This window comes from Candidatus Baltobacteraceae bacterium, from assembly GCA_036559195.1.
Lineage (GTDB): Bacteria > Vulcanimicrobiota > Vulcanimicrobiia > Vulcanimicrobiales > Vulcanimicrobiaceae > JALYTZ01.
The window spans coordinates 38,926-65,401 of the sequence record DATBTN010000063.1; the positions used below are offsets into that span (position 1 = coordinate 38,926).

Sequence of the window (26,476 nt, forward strand, 5' to 3'; positions counted from 1 at the left end):
GTAGGGGCCCGGTACCCATCGCGAAAAGGTAGGACCCGATGAGCCCTTCCGGTCAGCACGCCGTTTATCCGGTCGACTACGATCTCCTCGAGCGCCAGGTCGGCTCTTTGCTCGAGGGGGAGCGCGACTTCATCGCCAACGCGGCGAACTTCGCGGCGTTCCTCTTTCACGAACTGCCGGCGGTGAACTGGGCGGGGTTCTACTTCCCCGACGAGGATGGCCTCGTGCTCGGGCCCTTCGGCGGGAAGCCGGCCTGCACGCGGTTACCCGAAGGGCGCGGCGTTTGCGGGGCGGCCTTCGCGCAGGCGCGGGGCGTGATCGTTGACGACGTCGCCGCGGTCGCCGATCATATCGCCTGCGACTCGGCGTCGCGCTCCGAACTCGTCGTGCCGCTCCTGCTGGACGGACGCGCAGTAGGCGTGTTTGACGTGGATAGCCCCGTGGTCGGCAGGTTCGCGCCGGCCGACCTCAACGGACTCGAACGCCTGACTGCGAGATTCGTGGGACTCGTCTCGGTTCCCGAACGCTATCGCCGTTCGCAAGCCGCCGCGACGCATCTCAACGAGCGCATCGACATCCAAACCTGTCGCGATCATCACGTGGTCATTCGCTACCTCGCCGACCAGTTAGGCGCGGCCGGCGCCACCGACGCCGCGCTGCCGCTGCTCAAGCGCCTTCGCGCGGTGCTCGTCACGCATTTGAAACTCGAAGACGATTGGCTCTATCCAAATCTCGCGAAGAGCGATAACGAATTCGTGCGCCGCAAGGCCGAACGCTACGGTCGCGAGATGGGTGGTTTGCGAGATCACTTCCACGCGCTGTGGCAAACGTGGCAAAAAGACGGAGCCATTGGCGAGAGCGCGCCGGTATGGCTTCGAGAGTGGGCGATCTTCCAACGCGCGCTCGTCGCGCGCATCGCGAATGAGGATCACGATCTCTACATGGCCGCGGAGGCGGATTTCGGCGTCTAAGGCGCGCTGCGTTTCGCGCGCGCACCGATTCTCATAAAATTCGCTGTCTATTCTCAGAGCGCTCTAATGCCCCTATGCCTGCCCGACGCGTATGCTCGGAGCGACGGAACACTTTGTTGCTTCTCGCTTTTTGAAGGATCATACGCAATGCGAATTTCTGCACCACTCATCGTACTAGCGGCACTCACGCTCGCGGCTTGCGGCGGCGGGTCCGGCTCGTCGCCGATCGTGCCGCCTTCGGGCGGGTCCGGAAACGGCGGATCTTCGACGCAATCCCAATCGGAATCGGCAATCGCGACGGCTAACGCGTTCGGCAGCCCGGTTAAGGACTTCTCCAACTACGAACACACGACGTCGGCAACGAGCGGCGCATCGAGCATGTCGATCGGCCGCTCGACGCAGTCCGTGCCGCTCGGCACGTGCAACAACGGAATCGAGTTCTTCGCACCCGATAAGAACGGCGACCCGAACTCGACCGAACGCCAATACTTCTACGACGGCGCCTGCACGCAATTGGCGCGCGACATCGTGCGAATCTATACGCAATCGAGCCCTTCGAGCGAGACGGTCAACCGGGCCACGAAACTCTACGCTCCGAACAACGCCACGCCGATCGCCGACCGCAGCGATTCGGACACCATTTCGAACGCGACGTTTGACAAATATGGAGATCCGATCGCCGCCAACGGTTTCGACCGCGTGGATTCGGGCTATCTCAATATCAGCGGCAGCCGAACGATCAACTCCGACGGCGAACTCGTAATGCTCGCGGCCAGCAATGGCGTCAACGCCTTCTGCCGCGATTCGGCGGGCTTCAACGCCACCGGGATTGCCAAACTGAACGAGACGTTCGGTTGGCAGGGCGGCGCACTGTCGGGCGGAACGCGCACCGCGAACGCCGACGGTTCGGTCACGTACAGCTCCACGAGCGCCGGCTCGACGTTCAAGGGCGCGATCGGCTCGCTCTCAATTAGCACCGGCGTGCAAAACACGGCCTGCCCGATCTCCACGCCGATGTTCGGCTTGACCGGCGGTTCGCAGATCGGCGCCTACAGCATCCCGATCACGGTTACCTACCTGCACGGAGCGCTTCAAAGCCTAACGATCGCCAACGCGACGCTGGCCAACGGCACCACGCTCAACGTCACGACCAATTCAAGCGCCGGACCGACGAGCAATCAGTTCATCACCGGAACCGTCGCTCAAAACGGCACGCAGCTCGCAACCTTCGGCGTGGACTCCTTCGGAAACGGAACGCTGACGGTTACCTCCAGCGGCGCGCAATTCGTCATCACGGACTGGCACGTCGTTAAATAACCCTCGCGCATCCCACGACAAGAACGAACCCGCTGCGCGATGCGCCGCGGGTTCGTTGCACTTTCGAGAAGCTCGCCGCGCTAGCGGGGCTTCGACTGGTGCAGCCAGATCTGATTGCCGTCGGGATCGCTCACCATCGAGATAAAACACAGCGGCGTTTCGTGCGGCTCGCTCGATTCAACTCCGCGCTCGGAAAGCAGCTTGCGAAATCCAGGCAGATCGGCAATCTCGAGCGCGAGCGACTGCGCCGTCCCCGGCTTGCCCACCTGCTCGAAGTCTCCGATGCCGAAGGTCGCGCCCCCAACCTCGAACTCGACCCAAGACTCCCAGTTCAGACCGGACGGCTTGAGGCCAAGCACCTCCCGGTAAAACGCGAGCGAGCGCGGCATATCGGTTACGGGATACATCGCAAACGCGATGCCGGAGACTTCGGCCATGCACGTCACTTTCTGCAAAACAATGGAGCCGTTGACGGGGATTGAACCCGTGGCCTCCACTTTACCAAAGTGGTGCTCTACCACTGAGCTACAACGGCGACGTCCTGGCGATACTCCGCGCCCCTGCGACGTTCCTACCTGGCGGGGAGGTCGTTGCCGACACGAGGTAGTCGGCCGCCCAGCGAACTCCCTTGATTTGGGCGTTCTTCGTTGTAGCGAGGCGCAGGGCGCCCCGTGTCGCCGCTACGTCGCTTGCAGGCACGAGATACGTTCCATCGTTATCTCGGCAATACACACCAAAATATTCGACCTCGCCGCAATACGACCGATGTGACGCTCGCCCGCGACGAACATGCGTGCTGTAGCAGTTGAACCATATGACGCCCAAACGCAATCGCCCGCTCTTCACCTGTACGCGTGCAAAAGCGTCCTCGCTCTCGAAAATTAGATCGTAGCGATTGTTCTCGCCCCACGGAATCGAAACGTGGTATCCGGCGCGCACCAATGCGGCAAGGACCATGGCTTCCGCCACGTCTCCAACACGCTTCGTATCGCGTCGCACCGATTCCATGTTACCAATTTTGCGAAACCACGGTGCCAGCAGTGTGGCATTTCCGATTTTTTATTTTTGCGCGAATGCGAGGCAGCGCAAAAATCTTGGAGCGGGCGGCGGGAATCGAACCCGCGACTCTTGCTTGGAAGGCAAGGGCATTACCATTATGCAACGCCCGCGAAATATTTGGGCAGGGCTGGATTCGAACCAGCGTACAGCGTTAGCTGGACAGATTTACAGTCTGTTGCCTTTAACCACTCGGCCACCTACCCATTGAGGGCCGCGCCGTCACACGACGTGACCACACGGCTGACGAGGGTACGACTTCGTCGCGCGGGACTCCTCCGGCTCGTTTAATCTCTTACAAGGGCGCGTTATACTTGAGGAAACGCCCCTCGCGCGTCCAACCGAGCCGCTCGTAGAGTGCTTGGGCAGGCGCGTTGTCGCTCGCGGTCTCCAGGAACATTCCGACCGCTCCATTCTCGTGCGCATGGTTCAGAGCGCGCTCGATCAGCGCGCCGGCAACGCCTCCCCGGCGCGCCTCCGGCACAACGAAGAGATCCTCCAGAATGTATCCGGTGCCCAGCTGTACGGTCGACGCCGTCGCAAAAAGTTGAACGAATCCGACGGCCACGCCGTCAATCGCTGCAAGGAACACGACGCTCGTTCGATCGCGCAGATGGGCGGCGACGAACGCCCGTTCGCGCGACGGCGCGCTGCGCTGGTTGTAAAATTCGCGGTACGCAGCGACCAGGGGCAACACTGCCTCGAGATGCGCGGGGTCCGCGCGAACGATCGTTATGGCGGCCATGGCGCCAACGTTTGCAGCCGCGAGAGCCGGGTCCTTGACTAGGGTTCGGATTTTTGAAGTTGAACAATGCGACTCGACCCGTTCATCGCCGACGTTCCCTAGTGGTCGATGGGACCGGTTTTGTAAACCGGACGCGCAAGCGCAACGTGGGTTCGAATCCCACCGTCGGCTCATAGAACGCAGAACGGACAACGATGCAACCGATCAAACCCAAATGGATGGAATCCGGCCTCGTGCTAGTCTGCGAGCGCTGCTTCAAAGAACGCATTCCCGAGGAGGATCCCGACAAGGCCGCGGAGATCGGCGACTTCAACCTTCGCGATTGGTTGAAAGCGAAGCTCAAAGAAGACGGCCACTGGAAACGAGTTCGCGCGATCACGACGAGCTGCATGGACGTCTGCGCGCGCCGCAGGGTAACCGTCGCAATCGCTCCGCAAGACGGCCGCCCCGCCGAGCCATTCACCGTCGACCCGCTCGCCGATCGCGAAGAACTCTACCGCACGATCGTCGCCCGCCTCCACCTGTCATCCTGAGCTCGTCGAAGGACGGATAATCGGCGCGCTCCGTGCTTCGACAGGCTCAGCATGACAAAGACGCGCCGTTGCCATTTTGTCATCCTGAGCTTGTCGAAGGACGAGCTTGTCGAAGGACGAGCTCGTCGAAGGACGACGCATGACAAAGGCGCGCCGTTGTTGCCATTAAAAAAGAGACGCCGATAAGCGGCGTCTCTTTTATTGTTGCGGGTTTATTACGGAAGTTCGATTTCGGAGAGGTTTTTTTCGATCTTGCGTTTGACGCGTTGGAGGGCGTTGTCGATTGACTTCACGTGGCGGCCGAGGTCGCGCGCCATCTCCTGATAGCTCTTGCCTTCGAGATACGAAAGCAGAACCTGCGATTCCAGCTCCGAGAGGTTCTCCTGAATGCGTTCTTTGATGTCTTGCGAGACCTCCTGATTGATCACGAGTTCTTCGGGATCCGAGGTCTTCTGCGATGCCATCACGTCGAGCAGCGTGCGTTCGCTGTCTTCGTCGTAGATCGGCTTGTTCAGCGAGATGTATTGATTGAGCGGGATGTGCTTCTGGCGCGTCGCGGTCTTGATCGCGGTGATGATCTGGCGCGTGATACACAGCTCGGCAAAGGCACGAAAGCTCGAAAGTTTGTCGGCCTTGAAGTCACGGACGGCCTTATAGAGACCGATCATGCCCTCTTGAATGATATCTTCGCGATCCGCACCGATGAGAAAATAGCTCTTCGCCTTGATACGCACGAAATTCTTATATTTGTTGAGCAGAAACTCCATCGCCAGATTGTCGCCCGATTTGGCGATGGCGACTAAATCCTCGTCCGCCCGCTCGTGGTATTCCAAACCATCCGTCGCTGGATGGGTCATTGCCATTCGTCTTGCCCTCAGGGAGTGGGATGTGCGCAAATCGCGGGCCGCAGTCCGTCGAGCGCCGCACATCCCGAACAGTATAGGAGGGTCCTCCTTGCGCGTCAACCCTAAAGGTTGTCTTAAGGCGAGGCGGCCGAGCTAGCGCTATTTTACCCGGCTAAGCGCCTTTGGCGGACCGCTTCATACAGCAGAACCCCCGCTGCAACCGAGGCGTTGAGCGAGTCGATACGGCCGAGCATCGGAATCGTTACCAAGTAATCGCACTCTCGCTTGACCAGGGAAGAGACCCCCTCCCCCTCCGCTCCGATGACGAGCGCCAAGTCGCGAGCGAGGTCGGCCTTGGTGAAATCGACGGCGCCCTCACCTACATCGGCCCCCGCCACCCAGACGTTGGCCTTCTTAAGCTTGCGGATCGCGTCGGCGACGTTCGCCACGCGCGCGATCGGAATGTGCGCGGCGGCACCGGCGGCGGCCTTACGGACGGTGGCGTTCACCCCGGCCGCGCGCCGCTCCGGCATGATGACCGCGTCCGCGCCCGCACACTCGGCGCTGCGAATGATCGCTCCGGCGTTGTGCGGGTCCGTGATGTGATCGAGAATCACGTAGAGCGCCGGACCCTGCCCGCGCCGTTGACCGATCGCTTCTTCCAACGTGACGTACGGAAACGGCGCGCCGAAAGCGATGACGCTCTGGTGCGCCTTGTACGGAAATTGGGTGAAGAATCGCGGCTCTTCGAAGCGCACGTTGACGTCGAGTTCGCGCGCGCGCTCGAGCATGCGCCGCACGATGGGATCGCGCCGACGGTCCTCACCGATATGGATCTTGCGCAGCTTCTCCCCCGCGGCCAACGCCTCGTCGACCGCGTGAATCCCGTACATCACGTCGTCGAGGTCGGGCAATTCGCGGCGCGCCGGTCGCGGGCTGCTGCGGCCGGTTATCCGGCGACGGTCCACGTGGTACCCTCTTTCGAGTCTTTGAGTGCGACGCCGCTGCGCAGCAGCGCGTCGCGTAGACGATCCGACATGGCCCAATCTTTCCGAGCACGCGCCTGCGTGCGAAGGTCTATGAGATGTTCGATCGCGTCGGCCGCTCGTTGCGAGCCGTTCAACGAAATATCAGCTCCCACCTCAGTGCGCAACCGTTCGATGAAATCTGCGGGCAATTCGGCGACGGTCTCGTGCTGCCAGGCCGCGGTCGGCTCGAGGCCGAGCAGCGCGAGCAGATAGGCGAATTCGGCGAAAGCGGCGCCGTTCGCTTGCCCGTTTTCGGCATTGGCGGCAAACACGTGCAGCTCCGCAAGAGCGCCCGCCGTATTCATATCGTTCTCCAGCGCGGCGTTCACGCGCGCCGTAAGATCGCCCGGCGTATAGGGCGGCGCGTCGGCGCGGGCGAGTTTGCGATAGGCGGCCTTCAACCGGTCCAGCGAAACCGTCGCACCGGCGATCGATTCCTCGGTCAAGTTCATCACCTTGCTGTAGCCGGTCTGCAAAAAGAGCAGCCGGATCGCCTGCGGATCGTGCCGCGCGAGCAGCGCGGAGAGCGGCTCGAAATTGCCGAGCGACTTGCTCATCTTCTTATTGTCGAAGAGCAGTAGGCCGCCGTGCACCCACAGGTTGGCCATCGGCGGATGCGCCATCAGCGGCTCGCTTTGCGCGATTTCGTTCTCGTGATGCGGAAAGATCAGATCGGCACCGCCGCCGTGGATATCGAACCCGGCGCCGGCGGGATCGAGCAAGTCGTGCGACATCACCGAGCACTCGATATGCCAACCCGGCCGGCCATCGCCCCACGGTGAAGGCCAGCGCGGCTCGCCCGGTTTGGCGAACTTCCAAAGCGCGAAATCGAGCGGATCGTCCTTGTGCTCGTCGATCTCGATACGCGCTCCCGATTCGAGTTCGTCGATCTTCCGATTGCTCAATTTACCGTACCCGGCAAACTTCGAAACGCGGTAATAGACGCCGTCCCTGGAAACGTAGGCGTATCCGCGCGCGATTAGCGCTTCGATCGCTTCGACGATCTGCGGGATGAATTGCGTCGCGAACGGCTCGTGGTCGGGCTCGCGAACGTCGAGCTTGCGCATCGACGTTTTGAAGTCCGCATAGTAGCCGGCCACGATCTCGTGCCAATCTTCGCCGGTCTCGATACCGCGGTTGATGCTGCGATCGTCGATGTCGGTCACGTTCTGCACGTAGGTTACGGCGTACCCGCAGTGCGCCAGATAGCGACGCAGCACGTCGAAAAAGAGAAACGAGCGCGCGTGTCCGAGATGCGCTTGCGCCGAGGGAGTCAATCCGCAAACGTACATGCGTACCTGCCCGGCGCGTAGCGGCGAGAATATCTCGACGCCGCGCGTGCGCGTGTTATACAGCTTTAGCGGCATCGTCGTTCCCCGTGGTAAGTTCGTTCAAGCGGCGTTCGAGTTCGGCGATTCGCTCTTGCAGCGTGGCGATCAACTGCGCGTTGGGATCGGGCATGTCCACTTGCGGACGCTCCGGAATCGAACGAACCGGCAGGCCGTCTTGGAAGACGACGCGCGCCGGCACGCCGACGACGGTCGAATTCGGCGGCACGTCCTTCACTACGACCGAGCCGCCGCCGACCTTCGAGTTCTCGCCGATCGTGATCGCGCCGAGCACCGCGGCGTTGACGCCGACGGTAACGTTCGCACCGAGAGTCGGGTGGCGCTTGCCGTGCGACAGACTCGTTCCGCCAAGCGTGACACCCTGATAGATCGTGCAGCCGTCGCCAACCTCCGCCGTCTCGCCGATCACGACTCCCATCCCGTGATCGATAAAGACCCCGCGCCCGATCTTCGCGCCGGGGTGAATCTCGATGCCGGTCAAAAAGCGATTGACGTTCGAGAGCCAACGCGGAAGTATCGGAACGCCCACGCCGTGCAGCGCGTGAATCGCCCGATGCGCCGTCAACGCGTGAAATCCCGGATACGAGAGCAGAACGTCGAGCCAGCCGGTCGCCGCGGGGTCGCGCTCGAGCGGAGCTTTGAGATCGCTTCGTACATCGCGAAGGAAAAACATGATTCTAGAAGTGTAACCGGCGGCGTCAAGCCGAGGTTACGCTTCCTCCGGCTCCTGCGGCCGGCGGCCGTGGATCGGCTCGAACGGTTTGCCGTCCGGGCCGAAGGCGATCGGCTCGAGTCCGCGGCCGTGCAGCAGCCGCGAATTCACCGCTCCCACGCGAATCAAGATGCGGTCGTGGCCGAGCAGCGGGAAAAGCAATTCCAACGGCGGACCCGCCGCGCGGCCGGTCAGGGCCATGCGCACCACGTGCAGCGCGTCTGCACGGCTCAGCCCGAACTCCTCGCCGATCGCCGGAATATCGTGATCGAGCGGCAGCCCGCGCAACTCGGACTCGTGATCGACGTACTGTGCGACCGCATCCAAAAAGAAGAGCGCTTCGCGCGAGCGCAGCCGCTCGAGTTCGAGTGCCGGAATCGTGCACGACTCGGCTCGCAGATCGGCCAGTAGCGGGCGCGCCTGCTCGAAATCGCTTAGCTGCGCCCCGAAGGCCTCGATGAACGTATCGATCCAGCGCAGCGCTGCCGGCGGAGCCGGGTCTTCGAGATAGCCCCAGCGCTGCATGTGGTGCGAAAGCTGATGCACGAGCGCCTCGCGCGGACGGGTCGGATCGAAGGGTTCCACTTGTCTGCTCGTATCCTTAAAAACGCACGCCGCGCTAGAGCGCTTGGATGCAGGCGACGGCATGAGCTGCGATACCGCTTCCATCGCCGGTATAGCCCATCCCTTCGGTCGTCTTCGCTTTGACGCTGACCTGATGGAGCGCTAGGCCCAGCCGGCCCGCAAGGTTTTCGCGCATCGCATGAATGTGCGGCGCGAGTTTCGGCAACTGCAGAACGATGGTGGCATCGACGTTTTCGATTTGAAAACCGGCGCGCCGAACTTCCGCGACGCAGAACTCGAGCAGATCGAGCGAATTCGCGCCGCGCCAGCGATCGTCGGTGTCCGGGAAGTGCCCGCCCAGATCGCCAAGGGCCGCCGCGCCGAGAAGCGCGTCGGCGAGCGCGTGCGCCAGCACGTCGGCGTCGGAGTGGCCAAGCGGTCCGAACTCGGCGGGAACGTTCACGCCGCCGAGGATCAACGGTCTTCCGGCGACGAGCTTATGCGCGTCGAATCCATGGCCGACGCGCACGGGCTAGACGGTTTCCGTTCGGCCGGCGTAGTGCGAGAACCGCGTGGTAAACGTCATCGATCCGTCGCCAATCGCTTCGAAGCGCTCGCCGAACCCTTCGAAGTGTTCGGCAGCCACGTACGCTCGAATCGCCACGCCGCTGGGCAGGTCGCGATCGAGACCATCGACGGTGCCGCCGCGCGATTCGATCTCGGTGCAAACCGCGTCGATAAGGTTCGCATCGGTGAATATTTCGACGAGCAGCACTTCTTCTTCGCCCGGCATCTGTTCGTGGCGGTCGCGTAAGAGCTGTTCGGCGCGCCGCAGATCGTCGGGAACGGTGATCTTGAAATTTTCGCGCGATGACTCGACGAGCTCGACCTCTATGCCGGCGCGCTCCAGGAGCATCGCCTCATCGGTTCCGCCGACGCCGTTACGCGCGGCCTCGGCGTGCGCGCGGCGCAGATCGCGTACGGTCGCGGCCTGTGGCGTCTGCGCGGCCCATAGTGCCTCGCGGTCCAGCGTTCGCGTTACGAGCCGGCTCGCGTTATCGACGACTTTAATCGTGTCGACCACCGGCACGCCGAGTACGGCGGCGTGACCGTCGCGCACGACCCGCATCGCATTACGAACGTCGTTCGCCTTGACGAGCGGACGAGCGCCGTCGTGAACGAGCACGCCCGCAACGCGCTCCGGCAACGCGTCCAGACCCTTGGCCACCGAGTCTTGGCGCCGTTCGCCGCCGCCGACAACCGTAACCGGCTTGCTCGAAAGTTGGGCGGCCATCGCCCGCACCGTATCGATCCATTCGTCCTCGGTCACGACGACGAGATCGACGATCTCCGGCATCTGCGCGAACGTGCGCATCGACCACGAAAGCATCGGTGCCCCCGCCAGCTCCACGAGCTGCTTCGGGCGCCCGAATCGAGTCCCGCGGCCCGCCGCTACGATAATCGCTCCCCACAACATGTTAGTGTAGTTCCCTTTTTGGCCGGGCGAAAATCATTCGGCCGGCGACCGTCTGCAAAACGCTCGTCACGACCACGTCGACGGCCTCGCCGATCAGGCGACGACCGTTCTCCACCACGATCATCGTGCCGTCGTCGAGATAGCCCACGCCTTGATGGGCTTCTTTGCCGTCGCGAATAATCTGGACGTGCATCTCTTCGCCCGGCAGCACGACCGGTTTAACGGCGTTTGCGAGCTCGTTGATGTTGAGTACCGCGACGCCCTCGACGTGCGCGACGCGATTGAGATTGTAGTCGTTGGTGAGCAATTTGCCGCCGAGTTCCTGGGCTAGCCGCACGAGTTTCGCGTCGACCGCGCCTTTGAGATCGTCGTAGTCGCGCTCGCTGATCTCGAAGATCCCCAGCTCTTGCATCTTGTTGAGCACCTCGAGGCCGCGGCGGCCTCGCGTGCGCTTCATCGAGTCGGTGGAGTCGGCGATCTGCTGGAGTTCGCGTAGAACGAAACGCGGCAGGATCAGCGGGCCATCGAGAAAGCCGCTCTCGATGATCTCCACGATCCGGCCGTCGACGATCACCGACGTGTCGACGATCTTGGGCGTCACGTTGCCGCCCATCGGCGCCGCCAGCGGCACGATGCGCATCTTCGCACCGACGCGCGCGCCGAGAAAAGCGGCGAAGATGCTCACCACGATATAGAGTAAGATCGCGATGTAGCTCCCGGCTTTACCCGTGACCGAGATGAATTCGAAGAGAATGCTGCGGATCAAGAACGCGATGATCAGGCCGGCGATCAGGCCGATCGCGCCGCCGGCGAGTTCCGATGGAGCGAGGCGTTCGATCGAATTTTCGACGAGGTTGAGTTCGTCCTCAAAGAACGACTGCGCTATCGGAGCGAGCGCGACCCCGATCACCGCGCCGACGACCGGTGCGAGGATCGTCAAGACGATCTGCATCGGTTCGTTTGCGAAGTGCAGCGAAAAAATGTGAATGTAGGCTTCGCGCCCGAGCAAGAATCCAGTCACGCCGAAGATGACGGCAAAGAGCACTCGCAGCGCGGCTCCCGCGAGACTCGATCCTACGCGAATGTTACGAACGCCCCGCATACGTCGTTAGCGACGAAGCGGCCTCGTTTGGTGAGCCGAACGCGCTCCGCGTCGACCAGCAGCAATCCGTCGCCGGCGAAACGGCGCACGACCGGCGCATAAAAATCCAGAAAATCAAGACCGTATCGCTCTTTGAACCCCGCGAGCGAGACCCCTTGCGCCGTCCGCAAAGCGAGCATCACCGCTTCGCCGGCCCGTCGCGCGCCTTGGAGCTTTTCGCTCTCCGACGGAATGGGGGTGGCTTCATCGATCGCCTGGAGGTAGGCTTGCAGATCGCGGGTATGCACGCTGCGCTCGCCGTCGATATACGAAGCCGCGCCTACGCCGAGGCCCACGTACTCACCGTTTTCCCAGTAATTCTCGTTGTGAACGCAGCGGTGACCCGGCCGGGCGAAGTTGCTTATCTCGTAGTGCTCGTAGCCGGCCCGCTCGAGCGTTTCGATGGCGATCTCGTAGAATTCGGCCTCGGCGCCGTCATCGAAAAACGCCGACGGCTCGCGCTGCTGCCAGCTCGCGTACGGCGTCCCTTCTTCGACCGTGAGACCGTACGTCGAGATATGATCGACGCCGAGAGCGATCGCCGCGTCGAGCGACTCGTGCCAAGATCGCGGCGTCTGACCGGGTACCGCGAAGATCAGATCGAGCGAAACCGAGTTCATCCCGGCCGTCCGGGCCGCGCCGACGACTCCCTCGACTTGGGCGGGCGTGTGGCGCCGTCCGAGCGTCGCGATCTCGGCCTGCGCGAACGACTGCACGCCGATCGAGACGCGATTGATACCGGCGGCACGATATGCGCCCAGATCGCCGTCGCGCACCAGCTCGGGATTCAATTCGGTCGTAATTTCACATTCGCCGTGAGTGGGGAACCTCGTTTGAAGGTGCGTCAAGAGGCGCGCAATTTGCTGCGCTTCGTACGTGTTCGGCGTGCCGCCGCCCAGAAAAATACTGCCCGCCGGGCGCGGACGTTCGCGCTCGATCTCCGCGCTCAGCGCTGCGAGATAGCGCGCCGCGGAACTCGCGCGATGCGGCCATTTCGCGAAGTCGCAATACGGACAGATGTACGGGCAAAACGGGAGATGGACGTAGATGCCGAGCACGGCTTAGTCCTGCGCCGAGAAGATACCGACGGCGCCGGGACCACCGTGCGTTGCGATGACCGGCCCGGCCTCGAGCACTTCGAGCAGCTTCGGTTGCGCGCCGCCGAATCGTTCGAGCAAACGCTCCCGAACGCGCTCGGCAGCGTCGGGCGCGTTGGTGTGCATCACCAGAAATCGCGAGGTCGCGACGTCGTCGACGTTCTTCATCGTGAGATCGAGCATCGTCTCTTGAGCGCGCGCGAGCGTTCGCACTTGCGCTTCGGCGGCGACCGCCCCGTCTTTGAGGCAGAGCACCGGAACGATCTTCATGAGCGTGCCGATCGCCGCGCGGGCTTTGCCGATGCGCCCGTTGCGCACCAAATGCGAAAGATCCGGCAGGATCGCATAAAGCCGCTGCGCGCGCTTCTCGCGCTCGATCGTCGCGACGATCTCGTCGACGCTCGCTCCGGCGCGAGCCGATTCGAGCGCATGCAGCACGATCATTCCCAAGCCGCCGGCAACGCTCTGCGAATCGACGATCGAGATTTTCGCCGTTGGGAATCGCTGCGCGGCGGCGCGCGCTGCGTTGATCGTGCCGGAGAGTTTGGCGCTGATGGCGATAACGAGGATTTCGTCGCCCGCCTCGACGTGCGGCGCGTATGCGTCCTCGAACATTTTGGCGGTCGGCTGGGAAGTCGTCGGCAACTCGCTCTCGCTTGCGAGTTTTGCATAGAACTCGCCGCGCGAAAGATCGACGTAATCGCGGTAGCTGCGGTCGCCCCACAGCACGAAGAGCGGCACGACGTCGATGCCGAGCGCTCGCGCCCGCTGCGGTTCGATATCCGACGTGCTGTCGGTGACGATGGCGATGGCCACGGCGGTGTTTTTACGCTTCTTTTGCGAGATGCGGTTTGACGAGTTCGGTGATCTTTCCGATCACGTCGTTCTCGACTTCATCTGCGGCGGCCCGCACGGCATGTTTGATCGCGTTGCGGGACGCGCGTCCGTGCGTGACGATGCAGTTGCCGCGCAGTCCGAGCAGCGGCGCGCCGCCATACGTCTCGTAGTTGAACTTCGTGCGCAGGTTACGCAGCGCCGGCGCGATGAGCGCGGCACCGATCTTGGTGAGTAGATTGCCGCCCAGAATCGTCTCTTTGAGCACGCCGCCTAGCGCGGCGATGATGCCCTCACCGGTCTTGAGCACGATGTTCCCGACGAACCCGTCGGCAACGATCACGTCGGCGGCATTGTGAAAGATATCTTTGCCTTCGATGTTGCCGATAAAATTGATCGGCGCCTGTTCGAGCAGTTTGAACGTTTCGAGTACCAGCGCGTTGCCTTTGGTCGATTCTTCACCGACCGAGAGCAAGCCGACCGTCGGATTCGATTTCTTCAGGACCGCTTTCGCGTAGGCGGCGCCCATCAACCCGAACTGCTCGAGCCACTCCGCGCGGCAGTCGACGTTTGCTCCGGAATCGAGCAGAACGGTCGGCCCGTCGAGAGCCGGCCACACGGTCGCGATGGCCGGGCGCGCGATACCGGGAATCGTGCGCAGCTTGATCAGGGCGATCGCCAAAAATGCGCCGCTGTTGCCCGCCGAGACCACGGCGTCGGCGCGGCCTTCCTTAATCATGTTGACGGCGACGCCTAAGGACGTACGGTCGGCGATGCGCAGCGCTTGCGACGCATGCATCTCCATGGGAACGGCATCGTCGGCATGAACGATTGCGATCTTCTGCGCGTGGGGACCGCTCAGCAGCGGACGAATCTGCGCTTCGTCGCCGACCAGCGTTAAATCGGCGTAGTCGAGTGCGGCCGCGAGCAGCGCGCCGGCCACGATCTCCGCGGGTGCGTGATCGCCGCCCATGGCGTCGATCGCGATGCGGGGCCTACTCATCGAGCGAGATCCAGTATTCGGCGCCCTTTTGGCCGCCGTAGTAATACTCGACGTCGGCTCGGGGGAACGCCGCATGAAGCTCTTCGCTCAACCGCTTTGCGTCGCGCTCTTTTTGCGCTCCGCCGTAATATAACGTAATCAGTCCTCCGTCGTTCGCGCCCATCTCGGTGAGAGCGGCGCCCGCTGCCTGCGCGAGCGTTCCGCCGCCGAAGAGCGTCCCGTTGCTGCTGGCGACCGGTTTCCCGCGCGCAACGGTCGTTCCACCAACGGTCGCGTCCTTCCCGGCGAAGAAGACTTGCGCGCTGCGCGGACGCATCGCGTAAGCCATGACGCTCGCGGCCTCCGGAAGTGCCGCTTCGCCCGCCGACCGCAACGCGAAGAGGCCGGCGATCCCGCCGACGACGTCGCGGGTCGGCAGCACGTGCACCGTCTTGTCGGTGAGTTTGGCCACTTCTTGCGCTGCGAGCTTCACGTTCGAATCGTTCACGAAGAGGTAAATCGTATCGGAGAGGCACTTGTTGATCGCCAGCAAGAGATCGCGCACGCTCGGGTTCTTCTGCCCGACGATCGTAACTTCGGCTCCCAGCTCCTTCACGATCGTCTCGAAGCCCGGTCCCGGCACCACCGCGACGACCGAGTACGGCACGACGGGCCGCTCCACGACCAGCACGTTATGCTGCTGCTCCATATTGTCTACTTTGACGCGGGTAAGCGCGCCGTGCTTGGCGGCGAGCGCCTGGATGCCGTCGGGATTGTCGGTGTGGATATGGACTTTAATCGTCGGCTGCTCGCCGGCGACGATCAGCGACTCGCCGCGCGTCTGAAGCAATTCGCGCAACTCCGCGACCGAGAGGTTCGCGCTCTCGAGAATGAACTCGGTGCAAAACTTATTCTCGCCGACCACTTGCGCCGAGGTGAAGGCGCTGGCGCGCGCGGGTCGCCGCGGAAAGACCGTGGATCGCGCCTTGCCATCGGGAAGAAACCGCAGCGCGCCCTCGATGAAATACACCAAGCCGGCCCCGCCCGCATCGACGACTCCGGCTTCCTTGAGGATCGGCAGCTGCTCGGGCGTCCGGTCGAGCGCCTCGTTGGCCGCGCGCAAGATCCCGGCTCCGAGCCGGTAGAAATCGGCCTCGTGCAGCGCGAGGTGGTAGGCGGCTTCGGCGGCGGCCTCGGCGACCGAGATGATCGTGCCGTCGACCGGCTTGAGCAGCGCTTGCTTGGCCGCCGCAACCGCCTCGCGCATGCCCGTCGCCAGTACGAACGTGTCGATCTCGGTTCGATGGCGCACGTGGTGGGCGAATCCGCGCAGCATTTGCGAGACGATCACGCCCGAGTTGCCGCGGGCGCCCATCAGGCTCCCCTCGGCGGCGGCGGCCGCCACGACCGAGAGCGCGGAGCCGCGCACCTTGCCGGCCTCGAGGGCGGCCTGGCGAGCGGTCAGATACATGTTGGTTCCCGTGTCGCCGTCGGGCACGGGAAACACGTTGAGGTCGTTGAGGACCTGCCGGTATTTTCGCAGAAAATACGTCCCGGCCGTGATGAACTTGGCATAGGCGCGGCCGTCGAGGGCAGTGACATCCATCGGCCCCCGGACTTCGGGGTTGCTTGAGGAATCCTTGTCAACGCTCCCCGGGCGTGATATTATGCCGGGGTTGCCTCGGACTCGATCGGTCCTCGGGCGGCATCACACGTTTTTTTTGGTAAAGAGGGTCTCTGATAATGGCGAAGCGCTGCGAAGTGTGTGGGAAAGGTCCGATGGCGGGCAACAATGTCAGCCACGCGATGAACAAGACCCGTCGCCGCTGGCTGCCCAACCTGCAGGCCATCAAAATCGACGATAAGGGTACGCACCGCACCGCGCGCGTCTGCACCGGCTGCCTGCGCTCCAAGAAAGTTACCCGCGCGGTTTAAGCCCCCACCCTAACGATGAGAAGACGGCGGCGATTATTCGCCGCCGTTTATTTTTGAGGTGCGCACGGTGAGGCGAGCCAATTGCATGAGCGTGCGCGTAATCGCGGCGGGTTCGAGGGTCACGAGAAACTCCAGGCGCACGTGCGAGGCATCGACCGTCTTGAGCAGCACCGCGCAGAGGACCGGCCCGCGCTTGGTCGGCGCGAACGAGAGCGCGAGCAGCCCGCTGCCGAGCGAGACGTTCGTCGACGGACCGTTTCCCGAGTTGATCTCGGAGAGATAATCCCGCAGCTCTTCGAGTTCCCACAGACCGATCGGAATATCGAACGAGGCGCTCACCGGGTGCGCGTGCGCCGTCGCCCGGCAGCGCATGAGATCGAGGCCCTCGGGTTCGGCAATCTCCGGGTGCTGGTAGTCGATGACTTCGATCACGAGGTGCGGCCCGTCGGTATTCGCGCCCAGATGAATCGTTAGCGGTTCGAACATGCTCCTAGATGGTCCCATCCCGATGGAAGCAGCGCTTCTTCTCGCGAGCCTTTGCGCACGGCAAGGCCGCTCCCCTCGCGCACGGTTCCAACTCGATGCAGCGGACGGCCGAAGCATTTGGCGAAGCGAGCTTGCAGATACCCAAACGCGCGCGGTTCGATAGCCACCAGCAGTTCGAAATCTTCGCCGCCGGCGAGGGCGAGGTCGACCGGATCCTCACCGTCGCGCTCGGCGATCGCGTCCAGGCACGGGGCGACGGGCACGTCCTCGACCAGCGCGCCGACGAGCGAACGCGCGCACAACCGCGAGAGATCGGTCGACAGCCCGTCGGAGAGGTCCATCATCGCGTGCACGTTGCGGCTCGCGCCAAACCACAACCCCTCGCGCCAACGCGCGGTGGGCGTACGGTGCGCGACGAGCGCTGCGGCGTCCTGCGAACCGCGCAAACCGGCGAGGCTCGCACCGAGCGCGCCGGTAACGGCAAGCACGTCGCCGGGCTTGGCTCCACTTCGCGTTTTGAGATTACTCGGCCGCACTTCGCCAACGACCGCGATCGCGATCGAGAGGACCGGCGCGCGCGTTATATCGCCGCCCGCGATGGCGAAGCGCGCATCGTTACAGACCGCAACCATCCCGCGATAGAGTTCGAGCACGTTCGCGGTCGCCACGTCCGGCGGCAGGCCGAGTGCGATCGTCGCCAAGACCGGGCGCGCGCCCATTGCGGCGACGTCGCTGAGGTTGCTCGCCATCGCGCGGCGGCCGATCTGCTCGAACGACATCGCGCGCGTGAAGTGGACGTTTTCCACCAGCGCGTCGGTCGTGATGACGCTGCGATGTGCGCGCGAGGGTTGCCAGACGGCGGCGTCGTCGCCGATTCCAAGAAGCACCCGCGGCGCGCGCGGATGTTCTACGAGCGAGCGCAGAGCCTCAACGAGCGCATCTTCAGCGAGCAACGAGCGATCGAAAACGCGCGAGCGCGGCGGCCGGGTCGGGCGTGTTAAAGATCGCGTTGCCCATGACCGCGACGTCGGCGCCGGCTTCCGCTAGCGCGCGCAGGTTCTCGTCGCCGACGCCGCCGTCGACTTCGAGTTCGCAGTTCGCTCCGGCGCGATCGATCAAGGCGCGCGCCTGACGTACTTTTTCGAGCGCGTGCGGAATAAACGTTTGGCCGCCAAAGCCCGGGTTCACGCTCATGATCAGGATGAGATCGATATCGGCAATGAGGTCCTCGAGCATCGCCACCGGGGTCTGCGGCGTGAGCGAGATGCCGGCCTTCGCGCCGAGCGAGCGCACGTGCGCGAGCAAACGCTGCGCGTGCGGCGTCGCCTCCAAGTGAAACGTGATGATGTCGGCGCCCGCTTTACGAAAGTCATCCACGTAGCGCTCCGGCTCGACGATCATGAGATGGCAATCGAAAGTCAGCGGGGAGAGCTTGCGCAGATCACCGATGATCTTCGGTCCCCAGGTAATATTCGGAACGAACCGGCCGTCCATCACGTCGAGATGCAGGTAATCCGCACCGCCGCGTTCGACGGTTGCGATCTCTTGGGCGATGCGCGCGAAATCCGCCGAGAGCAGCGACGGAGCGATCTTCATTTTGCCGGGCTCGGCGAGCCGTAGGCATTTTTCGGTTCGCCCCCGAGCCGCGTTTCGCCGACGAGGACGTTGTTCACGTAGAAGTCGACGACCGACGAACCGAGGGTGGTGATCGTGAAGTCGAGTTTTTGGCCCGGCTGCGCGAAGCCATCGAAGAGGTTGTATTTGCCCGTCGAATCGGTCACCGTCATGCGCGCGCGCAGCGCTTGGCCCGGCGCGAAGTCTTGCGGTTCGGGGACCGAGGCCAAGACGTGCGCCTGGCGGATCAAATAGCCCGACTCGTTGGGGCCGGCGCTGACATCGAGCGAGACCGTATCGAACGGCGTGATCTGTGCCCCCGCGTCGGGTTTCTGACGCACCACGCGCCCACGCGGCGGCCCGCTTTTGCCCAGCGGCGTCCAGACGACTTGACCGAGCCGGATGTGCGACTGCGCCGCAAGCGCACGCGCGTCGTCGATCGACATGCCGTCAAACGACGGCACTTTGAGCGCGGTTGCGCCGCCTTTGCTGACGACCAGCGAAACGGCGGTGCCTTCGGTGACGCTGACGAGCGGTGCCGGCTGCTGGTCGACGACGTGATCGGGCGGCACCTCGTCGCTCTTGACGTAGCTGGTCTTCGTCAATTGCAGGCGCGCCCGCGAGAGATCGAGGCCGGCTTCGCGCAGCGACTGGTAGCGCAGATCCGGCATCGTCTCGGTTTCGACGCCGGTGCTTACGACGAGCGAAATCTGCCGCCCGGCGCGCACGTGCATTCCCGATACGGGCTGCTGGTTCATCACGACGCCCTTGGGATATTGCGTGCTCGCGGTTTGCCCGACAACGCTGCCTTTGAGCTTCAGCCGGCCGATCTCGGCCTGCGCATCGGGAAGGGTCTGGCCGACGAAGGACGGCACCGTCACGGTGTTCGCGCCCGGCAAGAGAAAGTCGTGAATCGAGTGGCCGAACCAGACGACAACGCCTACGAAGATGGCGAATACTATTGGAAAGACCCAATCGCGCGGGACGTAACGTTCGATGATCGTCGCCATCCAGCGCTACGCCAACGCCTCGAGCGCGGCGTCGCTCACTTCGATGTTTGAAAAGACGTGCTGGATATCTTCGTGATCCTCGAGCGCGCCCAAAAACTGCAAGGCCGCGCCGAGGTCGTCCTGACCGGGCGAGACTTTCTGCTTGGGCCGCATCCCGAGGTAGGCATCGGAAACTTTGAGCCCAGCCTTCACGAGGGCGTCGCGTACGGTGGTAAGCGCGGTCATTTCGGTGTAGATCTCGGCGGGTTCGCCGTACTCGAGGTCGATCACGCCCGAGACGAGCGCGCTCTCGGTGAGTGCATCTTCGCTTTTGCCCTGCGGATCCACCACGACGATCCCAACGGCGTCGAACATCCAACCCACGCTGCCGGTCTCGCCGAGCGACCCGCCGTTCTTACTAAAGAGGAAGCGCAGCTCGCCGGCGGTGCGCGCCCGATTGTCGGTCGCCGCATCGACGACGACGGCGATGCCGTGCGGGCCGTAGCCCTCGTACCGAAGCTCCTCGATCTCCCGCTCGCCCGAACCGCCGGAGCCGCGCGCGATCGCCCGCTTGATGTTATCCTGCGGTACGTTGTTCTCGCGCGCCTTTTCCACCGCCATCTTCAAGCGGTAGTTCGCCTCGGGATCGGGCGACCCGGATTTGGCCGCCAAAATGATCTCTTTACTCAATTTCGTAAAGAGCGCACCGCGCTGGGCATCGACCTTCCCCTTGCGCAACTTGATATTGTGCCATTTCGAATGACCGGACATAAGGACAGCCGCTTCGCCCTCGGGGTCCCCGGCTCCTAATGCGGGGAAGAAAGAACGGGCACACCGCAGCCACCCCGCAGGCCTTTTCAAGAACGTGGAATTCTCACCGAGCCCCAAGAATTGTCTCGCGATTTGAAGATGAAGCCTTAAGTTGGGCCGCAGATGAAGGCGAAGAGATGGATTGGGTTGGAGCTCGCGTATGAACTCCTCGGGAGTAAATTTCCCAGCGACTCCGATGTTCGCTAATCGATTGCTCCACTCGTGATGGTCGCTGGAGTTGACTCGCGATTGCTAGGAACACTTAGGTAACTGGGGAGGTGGTCCAAAAAACGCACTCGGTTTCGCAAATCCGTGATATGACCGTGTTAGCTTAAGATTGTCGCCGAGAACTTTCATGATTGCAGCTTCCTGCCCGGGCGTCGCCTCCGCCATTTTTAGGACACCGTTTCCTTGGTCATCGAATACCGCTGCAATTTTACCGTTCATTTTGATCTTCCAGTTGCCGCACGGATGCCCGTTAGATGCCAACCTTTCCTGATATCCACTATCCCGCTCGAGAACCCGCATGGAATACTGCTTGTGGACCAACTCAGCATTCCGTCCTAGGTTTCTATCGAAATAGTAAACATCGAGTCTACTCGGGCCAGCTTCACTATTGAACGTCATGAAAAATGCCGTATCTCCGTTTGAAGCAACGTATATCTTATCCACTGCCGCTATCGGTCCGGAGCAGTTCACCACGATCAGTAGCACGCAGATTAAGATTGCGAAGTCCCATCGTTTCATGGGCGCCCCCCGTAGGCCGCGTTTAGAAGAACGTTGATGCTATCGGCCTGAATTGGATAATCTCGGTGCGGGAGATATGGGCCAAGTGAAGTAAGGCGTCCATCGCTAGATTGATAAAGGAAAACCGCCCCACGTTCCTCCCTAAGATGCGTATTGAGAATATTCGTGCCGTAACCGACGCTTTCCGCGATATTCACCGCCTCCTTGTCTCCCGTAATCGCTATGCTATTCCCAACGGAATTATGTCCGTAATGGCGCCGGAACTGCCGCTACGCAAAGAGAAACCAGCGCCGTTCCAAAGGCGGCGATACGCGCAACTTTGAGATTCAGGGCCACACCGATCACCCCATAAATGCTGGCGGCGACCTGGTCATTAGCAGGGCGCATTTTCGCAAATTGCTCCGTCCCGCGTGCCAATCCTCCGGAGTCTGAACTCCAGCGCGATCCGCTAACCCGGGCCGATGATCCAGTGGCGAAACCACATTCGTTCTTGCCAGGCGTGGTACGAGATCGGGACGTGGGCGAGTACCGGATAAAAGAACACGAACAGCGCGACCGCGGCAACGAGCGCGGCGCCGATGCCGATTTTGGCGGTGCGTTCGCGGCGCGCGTTGCCTTTGCACTGCTGCCAGATCCATTGCAGCGCGATTGCGTCGCAGAGGCAAATGATCGCGAGGTTTGGGAAAAAGTGATACTCGAAGAGCATGCGCGGCGAGAGCGTCCAGGGCAGCCACTGCACGAGATAGGATGCCGCCAGTAGTACGTACGCCTTCTTGCGCTGCGTCCAGCCGAGAAAGGCCACGAGCGGCACCGTGAATAGCCCGGCCCACCACGTCAGCGGGTTCGGCAGCGCGATGATCTCTTGAACGCAGCAGCCGCGCGCGAGGCCGTCGGCTACGGCGCCGGTGGGATCGTACGAATAGACGACCGGCTGATAGAGCAGCGGCCACTCCCACCACTTCGACGAGTATGGATGCGGCGCGTCTTTAGCGACGGTCACGTCGTGATAGACGAACATTTGCTGCTGCAGCGTCAGCAATCCGTCAACGTCGTGACCCGTCGTAAGCGTGGTCGGATGTGCCGTTAGAAAGAACGGGGTGTATGAAACGGTGTAGACCGACGCCGAGACGACCAGGATAACGGCGATCAGAATATCCAGCGGCATGCCGAACGGATTGCCCCAGACCGCCGGACGGCGGCTGCGCCACCCGAGCGCGACCAATCCCGCGATTGCCCAGATCGCAAAGAAATTGAACATGCCGTTCCACTTGGCCGCAGCGGCGAGCCCGCAGATCAGCGCGAGAATCGCGAGCCACAGCGCGGCATCGCCGCCGCGAATCGTCCCCGTGCCGCCGCGCAGCGTTGCGTCGGGTGCGTAGGTCGCCGTACCGTCCGGCGTCGCGTATTCCGCCGTCCCGTCGCGCCCGTAAGCGATCGTGAGATCCCCGGCAATGTAGGCGCGGCCGCCCTTGCGCGGCACGGTTCCGGCCGGAAGTCGTTCGAAAGCGGCGGTGCCGTCGGCGGCGATTCGAACCAGCGACCCATCGGGGTACGAAACCTCGTGCGTCTCCGGTGCAAAGAAGCGCGGCAACACCAGCATGCGCACCACGAGATAGAACGCCAGCGCCAGGTAAAGACCGATCACGACGACCGTTACCGGCCACTGATGAAAGACCAGGCCGGCCACGAGATATGCGAGTGCGAAGCCGGCAACCAGCGCGCCGATCGATCCGGCGACCAGCGCTCGAACCCAACCCGCGCCGAGCATCGGCCGCGCGCGCACCTGCGACGCGATCCAATATCGATAAAACGCATACGTCGTCGCCAAAGTGAGAAAGGCGACGGCGATCTCCGGTGTCGCGATGCGCGCCTGTGTGAAGTGGAAACCGTCGATCGCTAAAAAGCCCGCCGCGATCGTTGAAAAGGCGGTCGAACCGGTTATGCGTTTGGCAAACGCATAGAGCAGAAAGACCATCAGCGCGCCCACGACCACGTTGGCGAATCGCCAGCCGTAGGCCGTATCGCCGTGCAGCGAGTGCAGGCCGCCCCACAGCGCGATCGAGAGCGCGATCAGTTCCTTCGTGAGCGGCGGATGGGTCCATTCGTACTGAGGCGCCCACTTGAGGTACTCCTCGGCGCTGCGCGGATAGTAGACTTCGTCGAAGTACCAATGCGAGGGCCACGTATAATGCACGGCCAGCAGCACGAACGACGCGAGCGTCAAGCCGAGCGCGATCAGCACGTCGAGCCGCGTGAGAGCGCTTAGCCCTTCGCCGGGCGAGAACCACCCGCGTTTCAAATCCAGGCGTTACCGACGAGCGCGTGCCACATACGCGCGTTCCACTCCGACCACACCAGCGGCGTACCCGCCAGCACCGGATAGAACCAGATAAACGCGCAGGCGACCGCCGCGATATACGCCCCAACGCCGATCCGCGCCCACAGTTGCGCGTCTTTATTCTGCGCCCAATGCCAGACCCGCTGCAGCACGATCGCGTTACAGAGGCAGATCAGCGGAATATCCACGTAAAAATGATAGGCGAACGTGATGCGAGGCGAGCGCATCCACGGCAACCATTGCATGAGGTACGCGAGCACCAGCAGCGCGTACCCCTTGTTGCGTTCTCTCCACGCCAGATACCCGACGAACGGCACGCAGAACAAGCCGAACCAGAGGATAATCGGGTTGGGCAGCGTGAGAATCTCCTGCACGCAGCACGCGCCGCTATCGCTCGCAGCGACGCCCGTTCGCGAATCTTTCCAGTAGTAGGCCACGGGGCGCAGATCGAGCGGCCACTGCCACCACACCGATTGGTACGGGTGCGTTGCCTTGAGCGTGTCGTGATATTCGAACATGGTGTACTGGCGATTGACTAAGTCGCTCACGTTCTGCACTTCACCTGGAACTGAGCGGATCGCATCCGGTATCCAGACCATCGCATAGATGGTCATGCTTAAGAACACGATCGCGGCAAACGCAATGTCGAGCCGGAAGCCGAACGGATTCCCCCACAGTTTCGGGCGACGCACGAGCCAATAGCGCTGCAGCCACACGGCCAGAATCGCCATAAACGAGACGCCGTACGCCATCACGCCGTACCACTTGCTTGCGACCAAACACCCGAGCAGCACCGTAAACGCGATGAGCCACCCGGTCGCGTGGCGACCGTCCTGCGATTCGCCGCGATCGTCGGCGACGTGTCCGGGCGTGTAGGTGCCGGTTCCGTCGGGCGTCGCGTAACGGATGGTCGCGTCGTTCGCGTAGGTAATCGTCAGTTCGTCGTCGCGCAATTCGAGCGAACTCGGCTTGCGCGCTCGCTCCAATCGGCGGCCATCGACGGTATGCAGTTCGTACGCGCCGGCGCTGCCGAAGGCCACCGACCCTTCCGGGTAGGTCACGAAATCGCGCCCGCGGCCCAGAAGTTTTGGAACGACGACCAGACGCAGCAGCAGGTAGAAGCCAACGGCAAAATAGGCCGCGCACACCACGATCGCCGCCGTCGACTGATGCGTAAGCAGCACGTTGAGTACCAGCGAGAGCCCGAGCCCCAGTAGGATCGCACCGATCGCCGAGATGGTAATTCGAAGGGGGCGCCGATCGCTTTCGTCGCGGCGCACGGTCGCCTGTGAGGCGATCCAGTAGCGATAGAACGCATAGAGCGTGGCGAGCGAAAAGACGACGACGATGCCTTCGGGCGTCGCGATGCGCGATTGCACGAAGTGCATGCCGTCGAACGTGAAGAGCAGCGCCGCAACGCTCGCGAAAAGCGTCGAGCGCGTGATGCGTTTCGCAAACGCGTAGAGCACGACGACGGCGATCGCGCCGAAGACGACGTCGAGAAAGCGCCATCCGTGAGCGTTGTCGCCGCCGTGCAGCCCGCCGAAGAGCAGCGTCGAGAGCGTGATGATCAGCTTGGTCAACGGCGGATGCGTGTTCTCGTAGATGTACTTGTGGGTCAAATAATCTTCGGCGGCCCGGGCAAAGTAGATCTCGTCGAAGATCTTATCGCCGGGCTTCCAATAATTCACAAACGAGAGCACGAATGAGAACAGGCCGATGGCGCCCGCCGCAACGTAGTCCAGCGGCCAGCGCAGGGCGGCCAGCCCCTCGCGCGGGTCGAACCAGCCGCGGGCGGGCGCAGGCCGTTCGGCGCCGGCGGGAGCGGCGGCGACCGGCGTTTCCGGGATCGTCCCAACGAAGACGAAGCCGAGATAAAAGAAGACCGCAACGTTGAGCAACGAGAGCGGGTGCGATACGAGCGGCCACATGTCGGCGGCGTCGATCCCGGGCGTGTGCGCGGTCACCACGGTCAGGTAGTGCAGCGAGTAAAAGAGATTGACCAGCAGCGTGAACGAAAGGATCAGCGCGCTCCACATGTAGCGGCGCGCCAGCGGTATCGCCGCGATCGCGAAGATCAGCGCGTCGAAGACGTAGCGCTCGTGCATCCGCGTGGCAAGCATGTAAAACGCCAGCGTGAGGACCAGCGCCGACTCGATCAGCGCCGCCGAGGTTCGCACCTGAACGTAGCGTGCGATCGTGAGCACCGTAGCCACGCCGACTAGGATCACGCCCCAGAGACTCATGGGCAGGAAAAATATCCGCAGATTGTCCGGCCGCCAGAACGTATTGTCGATCGACCACAGATTGAATGCGTTGACCGAACTATACGGATAAACGCTCTTGCCGTAGTTGTACTTATCGAACAGCCAGACGAACGCAGCGATCGGATTGACCGTCGGATGAAACGGCAGCGTCACCAGTAGCGCCAGCAGGAGAGCGCCGCCGATGCCGGCGGCGCTCGCGACCAGGCGCGCGCGCAAGCGCTCGCGCGAAACGAACGCAAAGGCGATAAAGAGCGGCACCAGAATCGCGGCCTGCGGTTTAACCAGCAGCGAATATCCCAGTGCGAGCCACGCAAGCGCGATCTCCCACGAGAACGCCGACGCGTCGCGATCGTCGGAGCGCAGCAGCAGATAGAGGCCGATGAGCGCAAATCCGCCGGAGATGGCGTCAACCTGTCCCCATACCGCCGAAACGAAAATCGTCGCCGGGTTAAGTACGAAGAGCGCGGCCGCGAGCAGCCCCCAGCGGACGCCGGCGAGCCGGCGCACGAGCGCGTAGAGCACCGCACCATCCACGAGATCCATCGCAATCGCCGGAAGTTTGCTCAGGCGCCCGAGCAACTCGTAATCGTGCGACCACGGGCCGAGCAGCGAAAAGACGTGACCGATAAACCACAAGAC

General features: G+C 62.7%; 26 protein-coding genes and 4 tRNA genes. 5 read left to right on the forward strand and 25 right to left on the reverse strand.

The window, feature by feature from the left end; genetic code table 11:
* Positions 1 to 38 precede the first annotated feature (38 nt).
* Together VIG32_10440 and VIG32_10445 are read left to right on the forward strand one after the other, a co-directional pair.
* Complete coding sequence (locus VIG32_10440; protein HEY8298426.1) at positions 39 to 971, forward strand: GAF domain-containing protein; 933 nt, start codon at positions 39 to 41, stop codon at positions 969 to 971.
* A gap of 147 nt (positions 972 to 1,118) precedes the next feature.
* Positions 1,119 to 2,288: a hypothetical protein gene (locus VIG32_10445; protein HEY8298427.1), complete on the forward strand. Its 1,170-nt coding sequence runs from the start codon at positions 1,119 to 1,121 to the stop codon at positions 2,286 to 2,288.
* Positions 2,289 to 2,368: 80 nt separating this feature from the next.
* On the opposite strand, the gene VIG32_10450 is transcribed toward VIG32_10445, so the two are convergent.
* From VIG32_10450 to VIG32_10470, 5 genes are all read right to left on the reverse strand, one after another.
* Entirely contained in the window at positions 2,369 to 2,725 is a 357-nt protein-coding gene (locus VIG32_10450) for a VOC family protein (protein HEY8298428.1), read from the reverse strand.
* A 23-nt stretch (positions 2,726 to 2,748) separates the two neighbouring features.
* Positions 2,749 to 2,823 (reverse strand) — tRNA-Thr (locus tag VIG32_10455).
* A gap of 560 nt (positions 2,824 to 3,383) precedes the next feature.
* Positions 3,384 to 3,457 (reverse strand) — tRNA-Gly (locus VIG32_10460).
* A gap of 8 nt (positions 3,458 to 3,465) precedes the next feature.
* Positions 3,466 to 3,550: transfer RNA gene (locus VIG32_10465), tRNA-Tyr, on the reverse strand.
* An 89-nt stretch (positions 3,551 to 3,639) separates the two neighbouring features.
* Complete coding sequence (locus tag VIG32_10470; GenBank protein HEY8298429.1) at positions 3,640 to 4,089, reverse strand: GNAT family N-acetyltransferase; 450 nt, start codon at positions 4,087 to 4,089, stop codon at positions 3,640 to 3,642.
* A gap of 87 nt (positions 4,090 to 4,176) precedes the next feature.
* Here VIG32_10470 and VIG32_10475 point away from each other — a divergent pair.
* A tRNA-Thr gene (locus VIG32_10475) sits at positions 4,177 to 4,260 on the forward strand.
* Between the two features lie 23 nt (positions 4,261 to 4,283).
* Positions 4,284 to 4,622 carry a hypothetical protein gene (locus VIG32_10480; protein ID HEY8298430.1) on the forward strand — a complete coding sequence of 113 codons (339 nt, stop codon included), beginning with the start codon at positions 4,284 to 4,286 and terminating at the stop codon, positions 4,620 to 4,622.
* A 215-nt stretch (positions 4,623 to 4,837) separates the two neighbouring features.
* Here VIG32_10480 and sigH read toward each other — a convergent pair whose 3' ends face one another.
* The 12 genes from sigH to VIG32_10540 form a co-directional block, all read right to left on the reverse strand.
* Positions 4,838 to 5,479, reverse strand: a complete 642-nt coding sequence (sigH, locus tag VIG32_10485) for an RNA polymerase sporulation sigma factor SigH (GenBank protein ID HEY8298431.1) — start codon at positions 5,477 to 5,479, stop codon at positions 4,838 to 4,840.
* Between the two features lie 152 nt (positions 5,480 to 5,631).
* Positions 5,632 to 6,435 carry a 23S rRNA (guanosine(2251)-2'-O)-methyltransferase RlmB gene (gene rlmB, locus VIG32_10490; GenBank protein ID HEY8298432.1) on the reverse strand — a complete coding sequence of 268 codons (804 nt, stop codon included), beginning with the start codon at positions 6,433 to 6,435 and terminating at the stop codon, positions 5,632 to 5,634.
* Complete coding sequence (gene cysS, locus VIG32_10495; GenBank protein HEY8298433.1) at positions 6,417 to 7,862, reverse strand: cysteine--tRNA ligase; 1,446 nt, start codon at positions 7,860 to 7,862, stop codon at positions 6,417 to 6,419. Before cysS ends, rlmB begins: the two co-directional genes overlap by 19 nt.
* Positions 7,843 to 8,517, reverse strand: coding sequence for a serine O-acetyltransferase (cysE, locus tag VIG32_10500; protein ID HEY8298434.1), 675 nt, complete (start codon positions 8,515 to 8,517; stop codon positions 7,843 to 7,845). Before cysE ends, cysS begins: the two co-directional genes overlap by 20 nt.
* A 36-nt stretch (positions 8,518 to 8,553) precedes the next feature.
* Positions 8,554 to 9,141, reverse strand: a complete 588-nt coding sequence (locus VIG32_10505) for a hypothetical protein (protein ID HEY8298435.1) — start codon at positions 9,139 to 9,141, stop codon at positions 8,554 to 8,556.
* A gap of 34 nt (positions 9,142 to 9,175) precedes the next feature.
* Entirely contained in the window at positions 9,176 to 9,649 is a 474-nt protein-coding gene (ispF, locus tag VIG32_10510; protein ID HEY8298436.1) for a 2-C-methyl-D-erythritol 2,4-cyclodiphosphate synthase, read from the reverse strand.
* Between the two features lie 3 nt (positions 9,650 to 9,652).
* Positions 9,653 to 10,597 carry a 2-C-methyl-D-erythritol 4-phosphate cytidylyltransferase gene (ispD, locus tag VIG32_10515; protein ID HEY8298437.1) on the reverse strand — a complete coding sequence of 315 codons (945 nt, stop codon included), beginning with the start codon at positions 10,595 to 10,597 and terminating at the stop codon, positions 9,653 to 9,655.
* Between the two features lies 1 nt (position 10,598).
* Positions 10,599 to 11,699: a PIN domain-containing protein gene (locus VIG32_10520; GenBank protein HEY8298438.1), complete on the reverse strand. Its 1,101-nt coding sequence runs from the start codon at positions 11,697 to 11,699 to the stop codon at positions 10,599 to 10,601.
* Positions 11,672 to 12,796, reverse strand: a complete 1,125-nt coding sequence (hemW, locus tag VIG32_10525; GenBank protein ID HEY8298439.1) for a radical SAM family heme chaperone HemW — start codon at positions 12,794 to 12,796, stop codon at positions 11,672 to 11,674. The genes VIG32_10520 and hemW overlap by 28 nt, the downstream gene beginning before the upstream one ends.
* Positions 12,797 to 12,799: 3 nt before the next feature.
* Positions 12,800 to 13,651, reverse strand: coding sequence for a DegV family protein (locus VIG32_10530; protein ID HEY8298440.1), 852 nt, complete (start codon positions 13,649 to 13,651; stop codon positions 12,800 to 12,802).
* Between the two features lie 10 nt (positions 13,652 to 13,661).
* A complete protein-coding gene (plsX, locus tag VIG32_10535; protein HEY8298441.1) occupies positions 13,662 to 14,672 on the reverse strand; it encodes a phosphate acyltransferase PlsX in 1,011 nt (336 codons plus the stop codon).
* Positions 14,665 to 16,257, reverse strand: coding sequence for a DAK2 domain-containing protein (locus tag VIG32_10540; protein ID HEY8298442.1), 1,593 nt, complete (start codon positions 16,255 to 16,257; stop codon positions 14,665 to 14,667). Before VIG32_10540 ends, plsX begins: the two co-directional genes overlap by 8 nt.
* A gap of 137 nt (positions 16,258 to 16,394) precedes the next feature.
* Here VIG32_10540 and rpmB point away from each other — a divergent pair, with 137 nt between their 5' ends.
* The gene (gene rpmB, locus VIG32_10545) at positions 16,395 to 16,586 is read left to right on the forward strand and encodes a 50S ribosomal protein L28 (GenBank protein HEY8298443.1); all 192 of its coding nucleotides are present in this window, start codon (positions 16,395 to 16,397) and stop codon (positions 16,584 to 16,586) included.
* Between the two features lie 33 nt (positions 16,587 to 16,619).
* Here the strand turns inward: rpmB and VIG32_10550 are convergent, their stop codons facing one another.
* From VIG32_10550 to VIG32_10585, 8 genes are all read right to left on the reverse strand, one after another.
* Positions 16,620 to 17,072 (reverse strand): hypothetical protein, encoded by a 453-nt coding sequence (locus VIG32_10550; GenBank protein HEY8298444.1) that lies wholly within the window; start codon positions 17,070 to 17,072, stop codon positions 16,620 to 16,622.
* On the reverse strand, positions 17,057 to 18,025 hold the full coding sequence (gene thiL, locus VIG32_10555; protein ID HEY8298445.1) for a thiamine-phosphate kinase: 969 nt from the start codon (positions 18,023 to 18,025) through the stop codon (positions 17,057 to 17,059). Before thiL ends, VIG32_10550 begins: the two co-directional genes overlap by 16 nt.
* The gene (rpe, locus tag VIG32_10560) at positions 18,015 to 18,668 is read right to left on the reverse strand and encodes a ribulose-phosphate 3-epimerase (GenBank protein HEY8298446.1); all 654 of its coding nucleotides are present in this window, start codon (positions 18,666 to 18,668) and stop codon (positions 18,015 to 18,017) included. The genes thiL and rpe overlap by 11 nt, the downstream gene beginning before the upstream one ends.
* On the reverse strand, positions 18,665 to 19,696 hold the full coding sequence (locus VIG32_10565) for a PASTA domain-containing protein (protein HEY8298447.1): 1,032 nt from the start codon (positions 19,694 to 19,696) through the stop codon (positions 18,665 to 18,667). The genes rpe and VIG32_10565 overlap by 4 nt, the downstream gene beginning before the upstream one ends.
* A 6-nt stretch (positions 19,697 to 19,702) precedes the next feature.
* A complete protein-coding gene (locus VIG32_10570; protein HEY8298448.1) occupies positions 19,703 to 20,446 on the reverse strand; it encodes a YebC/PmpR family DNA-binding transcriptional regulator in 744 nt (247 codons plus the stop codon).
* Positions 20,447 to 20,737: 291 nt separating this feature from the next.
* The gene (locus VIG32_10575; protein ID HEY8298449.1) at positions 20,738 to 21,157 is read right to left on the reverse strand and encodes a hypothetical protein; all 420 of its coding nucleotides are present in this window, start codon (positions 21,155 to 21,157) and stop codon (positions 20,738 to 20,740) included.
* 523 nt (positions 21,158 to 21,680) lie between these two features.
* On the reverse strand, positions 21,681 to 23,531 hold the full coding sequence (locus VIG32_10580; protein ID HEY8298450.1) for a phospholipid carrier-dependent glycosyltransferase: 1,851 nt from the start codon (positions 23,529 to 23,531) through the stop codon (positions 21,681 to 21,683).
* Positions 23,528 to 26,476, reverse strand: a 2,949-nt coding sequence (locus VIG32_10585) for a phospholipid carrier-dependent glycosyltransferase (GenBank protein HEY8298451.1), incomplete at its 5' end; no start/stop codon positions are given. The genes VIG32_10580 and VIG32_10585, both read right to left, overlap by 4 nt.